Here is a 14,639-nt window from a genome sequence, read left to right as displayed (position 1 = left end):
TTTTTATATGATTTTTTAAATCAGGATCAATAGAATTAGATGATAAAAATAAAGTTACTATTGATGACATATGATTTTGATTTGTTTTTACTATATTGTCTAAAGCATAATTAGCAAAAGGCAATATATTTTGGTTTAGATATTCTTTTGATAGGTTTTCTACTTCTTTTGCAAAAATATATTCGTTATTTTCATATGCATAAATAACTTTATCCTTGCTTAGAAAGTATTTAGAATTAGTGAGTAAAAATTCTCCCATGAAATCAAATTGATAGTTATTAATACAATAGTTATTGTATATATTAAATGAATTTTTTAGAGAATCTTTTAATTTAAGTAAAATAGTAACACCTCCTTATGTAGTTATGAGATTAGTATTAAAATTAAGTCGTCTGATAATATATATATTCTAATTAATATTTATAATTCATCATATCGTTAATTGATATTTCTAATTAATATTAAATTAGATTTATTTATAAAATGTAGAATAATAGTAGATTAGATATTTGATTTAGTTATAATGCTATAAAAAAATTAAATATATAGTTTTTTTATATTTATTGATTTATTATGTTAGCTTTAAGTATAATAAACCTAACTAATATAAAAGGGAGGTATCGAAATGGATTTAATCATTAAGGTACCTTCCTTTTTATATATTTATAATTAAATAAGGATAGGGGAGATAAATTATCGGCTATATAGTATTAAAAGACATTATAAAAAAATACAAAGGAAATGAGAAAAACACTATAAATAATTTTAATTTAAATATAGAAAAAGGTGAATTTGTTGTAATTCTAGGTCCAAGTGGTAGTGGGAAATCAACCTTATTAGAAATGATATGTGGATTCGAATCTCCAACTAGTGGAACTATTGATATAGATGATAATATAGTCAATGATGTATTGCCAAAAGATAGAAATGTATCAATGGTATTTCAAGATTACGCATTATTTCCTCATATGACTGTATATGAAAATATAGCATTTGGAATGAAGATAAGAAAAACTGATAAAAGAACTATAGAAAATAAAGTGAAATGGGCATCTGAGGTATTAGAGATAGAACCATTTCTAAAAGTAAAACCTAAAAAATTATCAGGAGGTCAAAGGCAAAGAGTAGCTCTTGCTCGTGCAATGGTAAGGGAGCCAAAATTATTTCTTATGGATGAACCTTTATCAAATTTAGACTCTCAACTTAGATATTCAACATGCCACGAGATTACAAATTTACATAAAAAAATAGGTGCAACAACTATTTATGTAACCCATGATCATGTAGAAGCACTATCAATGGCAGATAAAATAGTTATACTTAACGATGGTGTTATTCAACAAGTAGGTACACCTAATGAAATTTATGAAGCTCCATCAAATTTATTTGTGGCAACATTTATAGGAAGGCCTAAGATGAATACATTTGATATAAAAATGGAAAAGGATACATTTTGTATAAATGGTGATATTGTTTTTTCAAATAATCAATTACCTAATTTAGATAGTGAAAGAAGTTATATTATTGGGATTCGACCAGAACATATAAGATTTGTAGGTACAGTAAATGAATATATAAAAAATAAAAATGTATTAGAAGCAACTATTGAAAAAATAGAATATACAGGTGGAGAATCATTAATTTATTTAAGAAAAAAAGATACGACATTTACAATGAAATACAATCAAGATGAAAGTTTGAAAGTAGGAGAAGTTATAAGTGTAGTATTTGATTTTAATAAAGTAAGTATTTTTGACAGTATAACAAAACAAAATTTAAGGAGAGCATAAAATGAAAAGAATGATTGGTTTATCACTTATAGCAATATTAGCATTAAGTGGATGTGCAAAAAAATCAGAAAATGAAATTTCTAGTAATTGGAAAATTGGGGGAGAAATAACTGTAGTAACAGATAGAACAGATGCAGACGAAATTTTCGCACAAGTTGAAGAAAAATTTAAAAAGAAATACCCAGATGTAGTAGATATTAAATGGGAATCATCAGCAGATTATGATACTCATATTACAACTCGTATGAACACTAAAGAATACGGAGATGTATTATTTATACCATTTAGCTTAAATGCTACACCTCAGGAATATAGCAACTACTTTGTTCCATTAGGAAAAGTAGAAAATCTTGAAAAAGAGTATATGGATGTAACAGAAGCTGACTATGACTCAGTAGTATATGGTTTACCTTCTCGTTTAAATTCACTTGGAGTAATTTACAATAAGAAGGTATTAAAAGAAGCAGGTGTAGAAGCTATGCCAACTACAATGGAAGAGATGGAGGTTGCACTTAAAAAAGTTAAAGATAATACAGATGCAATCCCATATTATACAAATTACAATACAATACTTGGAATTTGGGGAGGAGCGTTAACATCATTTGGAGGAGAGCAATACCGCTTAAAAACATTAAAAGCAGGTACAGCATTTAAAGAAGGACAACCAATGAGAGAAATCATGGACTTTATATATTATGTTTCATCAAATGGTTTAATAGAAGAAGACCCAATAACAGGAGATATAGCAAAGTCATTACAAATGTTAGCAGATGGAAAGGTTGCTATGATAGTAAGTGGTTCTCAAGATGTGCCTACAATAGAAAATATGAATAGTGATAAAGATAATATAGCAATAGCTCCATTTCCTGTAAAATTAAATGGTGATAATGCTATTGCATATGGTGCAGATTCAGTTGTTGGTATAAATAAAAATAGCAGAAATATTGAAACAGCAAAGGCATTTTTAGAATTCTTTATATCTAGTGAAAGTGGATATGCAGAGGAATCAAATGGAATATCACCAAAAAATCAGATTTTACAGATGAACAAAAGAAAATATTTAGAGAAAATAAAGTTATTTTAACTGTTCCGACAGAAGAGCCAGAAGATGATAAATTATATTCAGATATAGCAAATGAGGTTGGAGTTGGAAGATTAAAAGATTCATTACAAAAGATAATTAATATAGGGTTATATCCAGAACAAAATGAAAGTTACGAAGATTACATAAATAGCTTAGAAGCAAGTTGGGCTAAGGCAGTAAAGAATAATGCAAAGTAATAGTATTAGAAAAAAAGAAAGGAAAATTATTTTTCTTTTTCTTTTTTTTCCTGTATTACTTTTAATTACGTTTGGATTTTTGCCCATTATTTATTTATGTCAATACAGTTTAACTTCTTGGAATGGATTATCTGATATAAAAGAGTTTGTTGGTTTTGATAATTTTATAAAAATAGTAACAGATCCATCCTATGTAAAAGTATTTCTAAATAGTTTATACTACTTTGCATCTGGAATTTTACAAATAATAGTATCTCTATACTTTGCAATTTTATTATCTGGAAAAATAAAGGGAAAGTCATTTTTTAAAGCAATTATATTTTTCCCAACACTTATTAGCGGTGTAGCTATCTCGATGATGTTTAGAATGTTTTTTAGTCCAGGCGGAACATTTGATGAAATACTTATACTACTTGGATTAAAAGAACATATAAAATTTTGGCTAGGAGACCCAGAATTTGTAAATTATACATTAGCAGGTATCTCACTTTGGAGATATACTGGATTTAGCTTTATAATGTATTTTGGAGCAATAGCGACTATTCCAAATGAATATAAAAAAGTAGCGCAGTTAGAAGGGGCAACTTTATTTCAACAAGTAAGGTATGTAATATTACCAAATATTCATACAGTAATTAAAGTGAATTTTATTTTATTAACAATTGGAGCTATTTCAGTTTTTGAAATTCCAATGATTTTAACAAATGGTTCAAACGGTACAATGACGTTTTTACTTCAAACTATGAAAACAGCATTTGAGAAAAAAATGTTTGGTATGGCAGCGTCTATGGCTGTTATATTATCAATTGTAGTAGGAGTACTTATTATGTTACAAAAAATAGTATATAGGAATGATGAAGATGAATTTTAAAAAAGTTACTAAAAATATATTGGTATACTCAAGTTTATTATTGTGGACTGTAATTATTATATTACCTGTATTGACCATTTTTTTTGGTTCTTTTAAAAACTTTGAAGAGTTTACAAAAACTCCAGGTATTATGCCACCGAGTAACTTTTTAAATATAGAAAATTATAAGGTAGCATTGTTTGAAGGACGTATGTTACTTGGATTTTTTTAATACATTTATATTAACATTATTTGGAGTTTTAGGAAGTATAGTAGTTGGATCAATGGTTGCATATGTTATTAATAGATTTAATTTTAAAAGTAAAAAATTAATTTTATTTATATACTTTGCAGTATCAGTAGTACCGATGGAAATATCACAAGTATCAACATTTAAAATAATTGATAATTTAGGTCTTTATAATACAAGGCTAGCACCGATACTACTTTATATAGGTGCAGATGTTTTAATGATATATATGTACATGCAGGCATTAGAAAAAATTCCTAAAGAGCTAGATAGAGCAGCTATGTTAGAAGGGGCAAATTATTTTCAAATATATAGGAATGTAATATTTCCGTTACTAAAGCCAGTAACTATAAGTGTTATTATGATAAAAATGATTTCTATATATAATGATTTTTATATACCATTTTTATATATGCCAGATATGAATCTACAAACAGTGTCAACAACATTATTTAAATTTATAGGTCCATATGAAATACAGTGGCATGTTATTTGTGCTGCAATTATAATTAGCATAATACCAATGCTAGTATTTTTTATTTTTTTACAGAAACATATATATGATGGTATAACTTCAGGGAGTATTAAATGATGAATAAAAAGAATTTTTTTGAAAGAGCATACACTGTAATGGAAATAAGAACAGGATTTGCAACAGGGTTACCAGTTTTAAGTGGTGGATTATTTGGTGCCTATACGGTAGGTAAATTAAATATATTATTATTAATTCTTATGTTTATAACAGGATTTTGCTTAAATATAGTAGCTAATGTAGCAAATGAAATAAGAGCATTTTTAAAAAATGAAGAAAATGAAGATACATTTACTGGTCATTTAGGAAGTGAAGGCTTAGTAAGAGGAGATGCCAAGCTAATAGATGCTTTAATTGTAATGGGAGCTCTATTAATTATTAGTGGTATATGTGGGTTATCAATAGTATTTATAACAAAAAATATTAATATATTAATAATTGGTTTAATAAGTGTTTTAGCAGCTATAGGATATTCTTTGGGTCCAAAGCCATATATAGCTTATCCAGTTGGAGAATTTGTATCAGGTGTATTTGTCGGAGCAATTAGTTGTTTTGTATCAGCGTACATTCAAACTAATAGGGCAAATTATGCAATACTTTTATATTCTCTAATAGCTATGATAATGACAGTGTTTTTAATGTCGACTAATAATACTTCAGATTATGAAAAAGATAAAGGTACAAGAATAACTCTTCCTCATATTATTGGATTTAGAAACTCTATTAAAATTATAATACCAGAGGCTGTAACAATGATAGTATTTTGGGGTATTTTATATTTTACAAATAATATCTCAATAATAATGTTTATAAGTGGATTAGTTGTATTTTATTATTATGGATATCTACGTTGGTATAGGGATTACTATAAGATAGAAGAAGTATACCCTCAGATGGGAAAAGATTGGGGGCCTAGGCCATTATTATTAATATATGGATTTCATATTGTCATGAGCATAGAATTTTTAGCTAGCTTAATTATAAAATAATATATGTACAGAGAATTAAAAAGGAGATTTAAGTCAAATATGAACACGATAAATTTTAAATTAATAAGAATAAACCCGTTAACTATACCGGTTTTTATTGCAGATAAAATGGGAATATTTAAAAAATATGATATTAACATTAACTTAAGAATAGATGAAAAGTTTTTATTTGATGGAAATATAGATTTTTATGATGGAAAAGTAGATGCAATGGTTGGAGATTTAACATTTTTCTTTTATATGCTGGAAAAAGGGAAAAAAGCGGTATTAACATCTAACTTAACTCGCACAATACATGTTGTCGGAGGTAAAAATTACCCAAAAGATTTAAAAAATCTTAAAGTTGGAGTAAATAGAGCAGGTTTATTCCGTTTATATTTAGAAAATGACTTAAAGGACTTACTTGAAAATGCAAAAATTGTTTGGATTAATAATTCATATGAGAGACTTAAAGCGCTTGAAAATGAAGAAATTGATGCGTTAGTGGCAATAGAGCCTTTTGTAAGTGATGTAATTGAAAGTGGTGGAGATATAATTTGGAGCAGTAGAAATAGTGATAAAAATTTAGTTATGTGGGCCTTTGATGAAGAATTTTATAACAATAATAAGAAAACGGTATTTAATTTCCATAAGGCTTTAGAAGAGGCACAAGAATTATTTAACTCATTATCTAAAGATGAAAAGGTAAATATATGTATTAATTGTGCTGGATACAGTTTAGATATGGCAAATAGAATGAAAAACTTTGAATTTGAAAAACAAGAAGTGTTTAGTATTGATGATTTTAATTTATGCCAAGAGTGGATGTATAGAGAAAATGAAATTACAAAACTTTATGATGGTAAAAAATTAATTTGTGATGTATTTAATTAAAATATAGTTTAAAATAAAAATATAAAAAATAAAAAGCTGTAAAATTAGAATTCTAATTTAACAGCTTTTTTATGTAGTTTACTAATAGAATTTTAATATTTAATAAAATTATATTTTAATACTTTGCATTATTTTACTTTAGCATACTTAAAATATGGCAAAGTTTTAAGATGATTTAAAATATAATTTGCAGATAATCCTATAAATATACCTGTTATTATACCAGTGATAGATAAAAGTGGAAGATATAAAAATATACTAGAATTATTTAGTATAAGTGATGCTGCTAGTAATTGGCCTACATTATGAAATACAGCAGCAGAAGCACTAACGCCAATTACAGAAACATGCTTACCTCCAAGTTCTTTAACTATAACTGTAATGATAAAACTTAAAATTCCACCAGTAACACTATACAATAGTGAAGAAACGCTACCACCTAAAAGTGTAGCTAGGAAAATTCTTAAAAATAATACAAGAAAAGATTCCTTATAGTTATCTAAAGTATAAACAGATATTATTATTATAAGGTTAGCTAACCCAAGTTTTGCACCTGGAGCTACAAATGGGGTAGGTATCATACGCTCGATTAAAGACAATATCAAAGCCATAGATACTAATAGAGACATATATACCATTTTAGAAGTTTTATTTAGTTTCATAATATTTAATGTGAAAGTATCATATCATCTAAACTTCCACTTTCATCTCCTTTAATTTCTATTATTAATTCATGAGGTAAGCATACAAGAGTTTCTCCCACTTTAGAGATGGATCCCTGTCTTACACATAATTTATCATCACAATCAGCATCTACTATCTGAATAACACCATCTTTTATAAGTATTTTATTAATACCGTGAGAAGTTTTTATATCTAGTGTTTTTTCTCCTTTGAATGATGATAAATCAATTGTATCATAAACTTTTCCTGATAATTTAATATTAGCATAAGTTGATGCGTACTCTTTAGATAATGACTTTGAAAATATTAAATGTGGAGTAAATGATAAAATTAACAGAAAAACTATAATAACAACATCAAGCTTTTTTAAAGTTTTCATAAAATGTTTCTCCTTAAAGTTCAGTATATAACCCATTATACTGAATTTTAAGAAATAGGAAAATAAAATAGTGATACAAATAATTTATACTGTATTAAAAAAAACTATTAATATATATGTTGTAAAACGTTGTATAATCCAGTTAGAGGTAATTACATAAAAATAATGTAAATGTGGAGGGAATATCATGAAAAGAAAAATCTTAGTAGGATTATGCGCAAGTTTATTAACATTATCGCTTGTAGGGTGCTCATCAACGCCTAAAGAAGAAGCAAAGGCAGATACACCAAAAACAGAAGAAGCAGCAGGAATGAAAGATGGAGTTTATGAAGCTGAAACTAAAGATGCTGATGAAAATGGTGGAAAAGCAAGAGTAAGTGTAAAAGTTGAAAGTGGAAAAATAACAGAAGCTAAATATAATGAATTCACTGATGATGGAGATAAGAGAGCAAACGAAGGATACAATAAAATGATGAAAGAAAAGTCTGGAACTAATCCATCAGAATATGAACCAGCAATAGAAAAACAAATAGTAGATGCTCAATCTGCTGAAATAGATGGGGTAACTGGTGCAACTCATTCATCTGCAAAAGCTAAAACATTATTTGGAGCAGCTTTAAAAAATGCAAATGAAGGAAAGACTGAAAAAGAAGTAGTTGAAGTTAAATAATTAACGAAACTGTTAGTATAGGTTAACCTATACTAACAGTTTTTTTATATAACAATTTCATACTCTAAATATTAAAAAATCCATAAATAAAAAAAGATAAACCTTTCTATTTTTAAATTTAATTATAAAAATTTAAAATAACTATAATAATCTTAATTAAAATTATACAAAATATTGAATTATTAGTTAAAAATAGATAAAATATAATGAGAATAGATATTATTTACTATAAGAAACTAATAATTTATATCTAATTGTAGTTTAAGCAAAAGGAGAATAGAAATTATGGGGAAAAAAGTAATTGTTATAATAACAACAATTATTTTAGCCATGGGTTTAGTAAGTTGTTCAAAAGAAGACTCTAATAAGCAACTTAGTAGAACTGAATTATTTATGGGTACTGCAGTAAAGGTAACTCTTTATGATCATGCAAGTGAAAAGCTACTAGATGATGTATTTAAACGTGTATCTGAAGTAGAGGATTTACTTAGTATAAATAAAGAAGGAACTGAAGTAGATCTATTAAATGAAAATGCTGGAATAAAAGGTGTTAAGCTTAGTGATTTTAGTTACGATCTTATCAAAAAAGCAATAGAATATTCAAAGATTTCCAGTGGAGGATATGATGTTTCTATAGGTCCTTTAGTAAAACTTTGGAGTATAGGTCTCCCAGAAGCAAATGTTCCAAGTGAAGATGATATAAAAGAAGTAATAAAAAATATTGACTACACAAAAGTCAAAATGGATGATTCTACGAATGAAGTTTTTTTAACAGAAAGAGGTATGATGATTGACCTTGGCAGTATAGCTAAAGGATATATAGCTGATGATATTGCTAAACTGCTTAAAGAAAACAAAGTAGAAAGAGCAATTATTGATTTAGGTGGAAATATATATGCTATGGGGTCAAAAGATAAAGATCATAAATGGAAAATAGGAATTCAAAATCCATTCAAAGACAGAGGAGATGTTGTTGGTACAATTGAAATTGCAAATAAATCAGTTGTTACAACAGGAGTATATGAAAGATTTATTGAAAAAGATGGAGTTAAATATCACCATATCTTAAATCCTAAAACTGGATATCCTTATAAAACAGACATCGCTGGAGTAACAATAGTTTCAGATAAATCAGTAGATGGAGATGCTTTGTCAACATTAATATTTACAAAAGGTTTAGATGAAGGATTAAAGTTTGTAGAGAGCTTAGAAACAGTAGATGCAATATTTATTATGAATGATAATAAAGTATATATAACAGAAGGATTAAAAGGAAACTTTAAGATAACTAATGATAGCTTTAAGCTTTCTAATTAGATTTTAGGGGGTGGATAATGATATGCGAATAAGTAGTTTAAGATATTTTTATGAAGTTGCAGAGTTAAAAAGTATATCAAAGGTTTCAAAAGATTTACATATATCACAGCCCGCTTTAAGTCATCAGCTTTTTAAGCTAGAAAAAGATCTTGGAGTGAAGCTTTTTGAAAGAAGTAATAGAGGCGTAGAGCTAACTAATAAGGGAGAGATATTATACAAATATTCTAAAGAAATAATTAATATACATAATAATTTACTTGAAGAAATAAACTCAGAAAGTTACGAAAGAAAAGAAATAAAAATAAATATATCTAGTGTATATGCAAATTTCTTTGTATCTACTATAGCTAGAGATATAAGTAAGATATTTAATGGATTTAATATAAACATAAATAGATATTTACAATCTAATGAAAAATCAATGCTTTTACATAATAAAGCAGATATAGTAATTGGATGCAATAAGATAAATGATACAGACCTTATATCAACTCATATAGGAAGTAGTAAACTAATTTTAGTTAGCAAAAAGTATGTTGAATGTGAGAAAGTAGATAAAAAAGCGATAGCTTTACTTGATGATAACTCAAGTGCTAATACTACTAAAATTAAAGAATTAAATAATATAAATTTTTGCTTGAAAACGGATTCCTTAGATACTATAAAAGAATATTTAAAAAATCCTAATACATCAGCAATTGTTCCAAAAATTGCAGTAGAGGAAGAATTAAAATTAGGAAAGCTTATAAATTTATGTGAAAATGTAGCAGAAGGTAATTATGATTTATTTATAACTTATAAAAAAGATATAGGAAACGATATAAAGAAAAAATTAAAATATTAAAAAAAGAGTTAGAACATATTTTAAATAAAGAAGATATAAAGTTAGTAATATAAAGGAGAACAAGATGAACTTAAAGGGCTATATAAATTTTGTTGAACTTCCAACAAAAGTAGCTAGTGTGATTCCATTTATTATGGGGATTGTATATAGCATGTATAGATATGGCGAAATAAATGTTGTTAATTTAACAATAATGTTTGTCTCGATGATAACGTTTGATATGGCTACAACTGCTATTAATAACTATTGTGATTATAAAAATGAAATAGACCATCAAGGTGAAAACTATCAAGGCAGAAATCCAATGCATGTACATGGAATTTCACAAAAAATAGGATTATGCACTATAGCTATATTATTAATTATGGCTACTTTATTTGGTATAATACTTGCATTTAAAACGAATATATTAATACTATGTATAGGTGTGATTTGTTTTTTCATAGGAATATTTTATACATTTGGGCCAATACCAATATCTAGAATGCCATTAGGAGAAGTATTTTCTGGTATATTTATGGGACTTTTTATACCATTTATAACTATATATGCAAGTATACATGATAAAGAATTTTTTGGAATATACATAGAAGGAAGCATGATATTAGGTAAGTTTAATTTGATAGAGGGTATAGTTATATTAATGGTTTCAACACCTTTAATATGCGGAATTGCCAATATAATGCTTGCAAATAATATATGTGATTTAGAAGAAGATATTAAAGTTAGTAGATTTACATTACCATACTACATAACAAAAGATAGAGCTATTAAATTATATAAGTACATATATTATTTTGGATATATAGTTATTTTACTGTCAGTAATAGTTAAAATATTACCAAATTCGACATTGTTAGCAGTTTTAAGTTTATATGTGATACAAAAAAATATTAAAATATTTGAAAAGAATCAAATTAAATCACAAACATTTATTACAGCTGTGAAGAACTTTATGGTACTAGGTATATCATATATAATTAGTATCATAATCAATCTAATATAAAAAATATAACTAGGGGGAATAGTATGTCGACTAAAATTGTTATTTTAGGTGCAGGATATGCAGGTGTCCATGCTGCTAAGAAATTAGCAAAAAAGTATAAAAAAAATAATGAGGTAGAGATTACATTAATAGATAAGAACCCTTATCATACATTAATGACTGAATTACACGAAGTTGCAGGAGGTAGAGTTCCTGAAGAATCAGTAAAAGTTGATCTTTACAGAATATTCAATAGAACTAAGGTCAATGTTGTAGTTGATTATATAGAAAATGTAGATAGTAATAAAAATGTAGTTAAAACAAAGCAAGGTGAGTATAACTATGACTATCTAATTATAGGTGTAGGAAGTGAGCCAGCATTCTTTGGTGTTGAAGGAGTAAAAGAAAATGGATTTACTCTATGGTCATTAGAAGATGCTCTTAAAATAAAAGCTCATATAAAAGACAGAGTTAAAGAGGCTTCTTATGAAAGAGATGCAGAGAAAAGAAAGAAGATGCTTACTTTTGTAGTGGCAGGTTCAGGATTTACTGGAATAGAGATGGCAGGAGAACTACTTGAGTGGAAAACTACATTAGCTAGAGAATATAGAGTAGATGAAAGTGAAATAAGATTATTAGTAGTTGAAGCTATGTCAACTATATTAAACATGTTAGATAGAAAACAAGCTGATAAAGCTGAAAAATATATGGTTAAACATGGAGTAGAAATACTAAAAGATTCTCCAATAGTACAAGTAACAGAGGAATCTATAAAGTTAAAAGATGGAACAGTTATTCCAACTGAAACTTTAATATGGACTTGTGGAGTACAGGCAAACCAAGATTTAAGTGATATGAATGTTGAAAAGAGTAGAGCTGGTAGATACACTGCTAATAAATACATGCAATCACAAGGTAAAGAAAATATATATGTTGTTGGAGACGTTGCATATATAGAAGAAGAACCAGGAAAGGGAAATCCTCAAATAGTTGAAGCTGCAGAACAAACAGCAGTAACAGCGGCTAAAAATATAATAGCTTCTATAGAAAATAAAGAAAAAGTAGAATTTAAATCTAATTATCACGGATTTATGGTTTCTATTGGTGGAAGATATGCAGTAGCAGATTTAATGGGAATGAAGTTATCTGGTTTCTTTGCAATGGTAATGAAACATCTTATAAATATGGTATACTTATTTGGAGTAAACAATGTACACGCAGTATATAACTATCTTCAACATGAATTCTTTGCAATGAAGGAAAGAAGATGTATAATGAGAGGCCATTTATCATCTAAAGGAAATAGATTATGGTTAGTACCTTTAAGAGTTTATATAGGTGCATTATGGTTAATGGAAGGTATTAAGAAGTTAATTGGTGAAGGAACATGGGACACTATGTTTGCAAAAGCAGGAGAGGCTGGAAGCATTGGTGGATATATTCATGCGTTAGTAAATAATGTATCAATTGGATCAGATAGTTGGGTAAGAGCAGGGAATGTTAATATGCCATTTGAATGGTTACATGACGCAGTATCTGGAGCATCACAAGCAGTTGATGGAGCGACAAATATGCCACAACCAATTTTAGAACATGTACCAAAGTTTTATGAAGCAATAATGAAAATATTTATGCCAACTCCAGAAGTTGCAGTATTATTCCAAACAATGGTAGTAATAGCTGAAATAGGTATGGGATTATGTTTAATAGCAGGACTATTTACATTCTTAGCATCAGCAGCATCAGCATTTATGACAGTTAACTTTATATTATCAGCTATGGCAGGATGGGAAATTTTATGGTACACATTTGGAAGTATAGCATTAATGTGTGGAGCAGGTAGAACATTTGGATTAGATTATTATGTAATGCCTTGGATTAGCAATCTGGTAGGTAACTTCTGGATGGGTAAGAGAAGACCAATCTATGAAGTACACGGAGAACATAGAAAATCTAATTCTTTAGCAAAATAGTTATTAAAGACATAAAAATAAAAAGCAGGGAGAAATTCCTGCTTTTTAAATAAAAATTATTAGGACAACAAAGTGAGGGATGAGTATGAGTAAATTTTGGATAGATTATCCCATAATTGATAAAGAAATTGAAAAAGTTAAAAAGCAAATTGCACAAAATGCAAAGTGTAAGGACAAGATTATAGAAAATAGTATACTAGAGCTATTAGAGTCAGGCGGAAAAATGCTAAGACCTGCATTTACAATAATTGCTTCAAAATTTGGAGAATATAATGAAGAAAGAGCTCATGCATTTGCTTCAGTAATAGAAATGTTTCATATGGCAACATTAGTACATGATGATATTATAGATGAAGCAGAATTTAGAAGAGGAAAAGAAACTATACAATCAAGATATGGTAAAAACTATGCAGTTTATATAGGTGATTATCTTTTTTGCTTATGTTTTAGGATATTAGCTACTACATCATCAATAGAAAGAGGAATTGATGTGGATACAAAAGTTATGTCTCGTATATGTATGGGAGAAATAGAACAACTAAATTCAAGATATGATAAAGATGTATCAGTTAAAGATTACCTAAAAAGAATATCAGGAAAAACAGCAGAGCTATTTTCTCTAAGTTTGTATATAGGAGCTGCAGAAAGTTTATGTGATAAAAAAACTTGTAGATTATTTTGGAATATAGGTCACAATATAGGTATGGCATTTCAAATACTAGATGATATATTAGACTATACTGCAACAGATGAAGAAATAGGAAAAAAATCAGGAAAAGATTTAGAAGATGGTATATATACACTTCCGTTAATTTTAGCTATGAAAAATAATCATAAGGAAATTAAAGAAGCTTTAGATAAAGATAGATACAATGAAGAAGAAATAAAAGGCATAATAAAGTTAGTTAGAGATAATGGTGGTATAGAAGAATCAATAAAAATGGCAGAAAAGTATTCTAAAAAAGCATTTAGAGATATAAATAAATTACCAGACAATGAATATAAACAAATACTTATAGAAGTTACAGAAAAACTTATAAGTAGAAAATATTAATACAAAAAAAGTGGCGTCTACAAGGGGGAATTTGTAGACGCCTTTATTTTATATATACTTATTAGGGGGAGAGATATATATATTTTCCGCTCTCAATTATAATTATTACCAAAAAATAACTTTATATACATATAGGACCAAATAAATATAAAAAAAGAGCCACCTATT

At 27.5% G+C, this 14,639-nt stretch carries 16 protein-coding genes; 13 read left to right on the top strand and 3 right to left on the bottom strand.

Annotated elements, in window-relative coordinates; genetic code table 11:
- The coding region (locus tag BN899_RS12540) for a hypothetical protein (protein ID WP_042275870.1) at positions 1 to 259 on the bottom strand (259 nt) is incomplete at its 3' end.
- 433 nt (positions 260 to 692) lie between these two features.
- Between BN899_RS12540 and BN899_RS12535 the strand changes: the two genes are divergently transcribed.
- The 7 genes from BN899_RS12535 to BN899_RS12510 all read left to right on the top strand — a co-directional run bounded on the left by BN899_RS12535 (position 693) and on the right by BN899_RS12510 (position 6,565).
- Complete coding sequence (locus BN899_RS12535; protein ID WP_330362547.1) at positions 693 to 1,790, top strand: ABC transporter ATP-binding protein; 1,098 nt, start codon at positions 693 to 695, stop codon at positions 1,788 to 1,790.
- A 1-nt stretch (position 1,791) separates the two neighbouring features.
- Complete coding sequence (locus BN899_RS12530; protein ID WP_207636860.1) at positions 1,792 to 2,874, top strand: ABC transporter substrate-binding protein; 1,083 nt, start codon at positions 1,792 to 1,794, stop codon at positions 2,872 to 2,874.
- A gap of 276 nt (positions 2,875 to 3,150) precedes the next feature.
- The gene (locus BN899_RS12525; RefSeq protein ID WP_242824172.1) at positions 3,151 to 3,942 is read left to right on the top strand and encodes a carbohydrate ABC transporter permease; all 792 of its coding nucleotides are present in this window, start codon (positions 3,151 to 3,153) and stop codon (positions 3,940 to 3,942) included.
- The gene (locus tag BN899_RS19400) at positions 3,932 to 4,153 is read left to right on the top strand and encodes an ABC transporter permease family protein (RefSeq protein WP_207636859.1); all 222 of its coding nucleotides are present in this window, start codon (positions 3,932 to 3,934) and stop codon (positions 4,151 to 4,153) included. The genes BN899_RS12525 and BN899_RS19400 overlap by 11 nt, the downstream gene beginning before the upstream one ends.
- Positions 4,140 to 4,763 carry a carbohydrate ABC transporter permease gene (locus tag BN899_RS12520; protein ID WP_207636858.1) on the top strand — a complete coding sequence of 208 codons (624 nt, stop codon included), beginning with the start codon at positions 4,140 to 4,142 and terminating at the stop codon, positions 4,761 to 4,763. Before BN899_RS19400 ends, BN899_RS12520 begins: the two co-directional genes overlap by 14 nt.
- Positions 4,763 to 5,692 carry a prenyltransferase gene (locus tag BN899_RS12515; RefSeq protein WP_042275876.1) on the top strand — a complete coding sequence of 310 codons (930 nt, stop codon included), beginning with the start codon at positions 4,763 to 4,765 and terminating at the stop codon, positions 5,690 to 5,692. Before BN899_RS12520 ends, BN899_RS12515 begins: the two co-directional genes overlap by 1 nt.
- Before the next feature lie 39 nt (positions 5,693 to 5,731).
- Positions 5,732 to 6,565 (top strand): ABC transporter substrate-binding protein, encoded by an 834-nt coding sequence (locus BN899_RS12510; RefSeq protein ID WP_042275865.1) that lies wholly within the window; start codon positions 5,732 to 5,734, stop codon positions 6,563 to 6,565.
- 128 nt (positions 6,566 to 6,693) lie between these two features.
- On the opposite strand, the gene BN899_RS12505 is transcribed toward BN899_RS12510, so the two are convergent.
- Together BN899_RS12505 and BN899_RS12500 are read right to left on the bottom strand one after the other, a co-directional pair.
- Positions 6,694 to 7,227 (bottom strand): Gx transporter family protein, encoded by a 534-nt coding sequence (locus BN899_RS12505; protein WP_042275863.1) that lies wholly within the window; start codon positions 7,225 to 7,227, stop codon positions 6,694 to 6,696.
- Between the two features lie 5 nt (positions 7,228 to 7,232).
- A complete protein-coding gene (locus BN899_RS12500) occupies positions 7,233 to 7,628 on the bottom strand; it encodes a NusG domain II-containing protein (RefSeq protein ID WP_042275859.1) in 396 nt (131 codons plus the stop codon).
- Positions 7,629 to 7,815: 187 nt separating this feature from the next.
- On the opposite strand from BN899_RS12500, the gene BN899_RS12495 reads away from it, so the two are divergent.
- The 6 genes from BN899_RS12495 (at position 7,816) to BN899_RS12470 (ending at position 14,471) form a co-directional block, all read left to right on the top strand.
- Positions 7,816 to 8,298, top strand: coding sequence for an FMN-binding protein (locus tag BN899_RS12495; protein WP_042275857.1), 483 nt, complete (start codon positions 7,816 to 7,818; stop codon positions 8,296 to 8,298).
- A gap of 285 nt (positions 8,299 to 8,583) precedes the next feature.
- Positions 8,584 to 9,615 carry an FAD:protein FMN transferase gene (locus BN899_RS12490; protein ID WP_042275856.1) on the top strand — a complete coding sequence of 344 codons (1,032 nt, stop codon included), beginning with the start codon at positions 8,584 to 8,586 and terminating at the stop codon, positions 9,613 to 9,615.
- A 22-nt stretch (positions 9,616 to 9,637) separates the two neighbouring features.
- A complete protein-coding gene (locus BN899_RS12485) occupies positions 9,638 to 10,459 on the top strand; it encodes a LysR family transcriptional regulator (protein WP_052356847.1) in 822 nt (273 codons plus the stop codon).
- A 64-nt stretch (positions 10,460 to 10,523) separates the two neighbouring features.
- On the top strand, positions 10,524 to 11,465 hold the full coding sequence (locus BN899_RS12480) for a 1,4-dihydroxy-2-naphthoate polyprenyltransferase (RefSeq protein WP_042275852.1): 942 nt from the start codon (positions 10,524 to 10,526) through the stop codon (positions 11,463 to 11,465).
- A 23-nt stretch (positions 11,466 to 11,488) separates the two neighbouring features.
- Entirely contained in the window at positions 11,489 to 13,417 is a 1,929-nt protein-coding gene (locus BN899_RS12475) for an FAD-dependent oxidoreductase (protein WP_042275850.1), read from the top strand.
- Positions 13,418 to 13,502: 85 nt separating this feature from the next.
- Entirely contained in the window at positions 13,503 to 14,471 is a 969-nt protein-coding gene (locus tag BN899_RS12470) for a polyprenyl synthetase family protein (RefSeq protein WP_042275848.1), read from the top strand.
- Positions 14,472 to 14,639: the final 168 nt, after the last annotated feature.

The organism is Faecalimicrobium dakarense (genome assembly GCF_000499525.1).
GTDB lineage: Bacteria > Bacillota > Clostridia > Peptostreptococcales > Peptostreptococcaceae > Faecalimicrobium > Faecalimicrobium dakarense.
The sequence above is the reverse complement of the archived record's forward strand: the minus strand, read 5'-3'. Positions and strand labels throughout refer to the sequence as shown.

Coding starts and splice junctions, on each gene's coding strand:
- BN899_RS12530 (WP_207636860.1), top strand. CDS start 1,792: ATGAAAAGAATGATTGGTTTATCACTTATAGCAATATTAGCATTAAGT.
- BN899_RS19400 (WP_207636859.1), top strand. CDS start 3,932: ATGAATTTTAAAAAAGTTACTAAAAATATATTGGTATACTCAAGTTTA.
- BN899_RS12515 (WP_042275876.1), top strand. CDS start 4,763: ATGAATAAAAAGAATTTTTTTGAAAGAGCATACACTGTAATGGAAATA.
- BN899_RS12510 (WP_042275865.1), top strand. CDS start 5,732: ATGAACACGATAAATTTTAAATTAATAAGAATAAACCCGTTAACTATA.
- BN899_RS12505 (WP_042275863.1), bottom strand. CDS start 7,227: ATGAAACTAAATAAAACTTCTAAAATGGTATATATGTCTCTATTAGTA.
- BN899_RS12500 (WP_042275859.1), bottom strand. CDS start 7,628: ATGAAAACTTTAAAAAAGCTTGATGTTGTTATTATAGTTTTTCTGTTA.
- BN899_RS12495 (WP_042275857.1), top strand. CDS start 7,816: ATGAAAAGAAAAATCTTAGTAGGATTATGCGCAAGTTTATTAACATTA.
- BN899_RS12490 (WP_042275856.1), top strand. CDS start 8,584: ATGGGGAAAAAAGTAATTGTTATAATAACAACAATTATTTTAGCCATG.
- BN899_RS12485 (WP_052356847.1), top strand. CDS start 9,638: ATGCGAATAAGTAGTTTAAGATATTTTTATGAAGTTGCAGAGTTAAAA.
- BN899_RS12480 (WP_042275852.1), top strand. CDS start 10,524: ATGAACTTAAAGGGCTATATAAATTTTGTTGAACTTCCAACAAAAGTA.
- BN899_RS12475 (WP_042275850.1), top strand. CDS start 11,489: ATGTCGACTAAAATTGTTATTTTAGGTGCAGGATATGCAGGTGTCCAT.
- BN899_RS12470 (WP_042275848.1), top strand. CDS start 13,503: ATGAGTAAATTTTGGATAGATTATCCCATAATTGATAAAGAAATTGAA.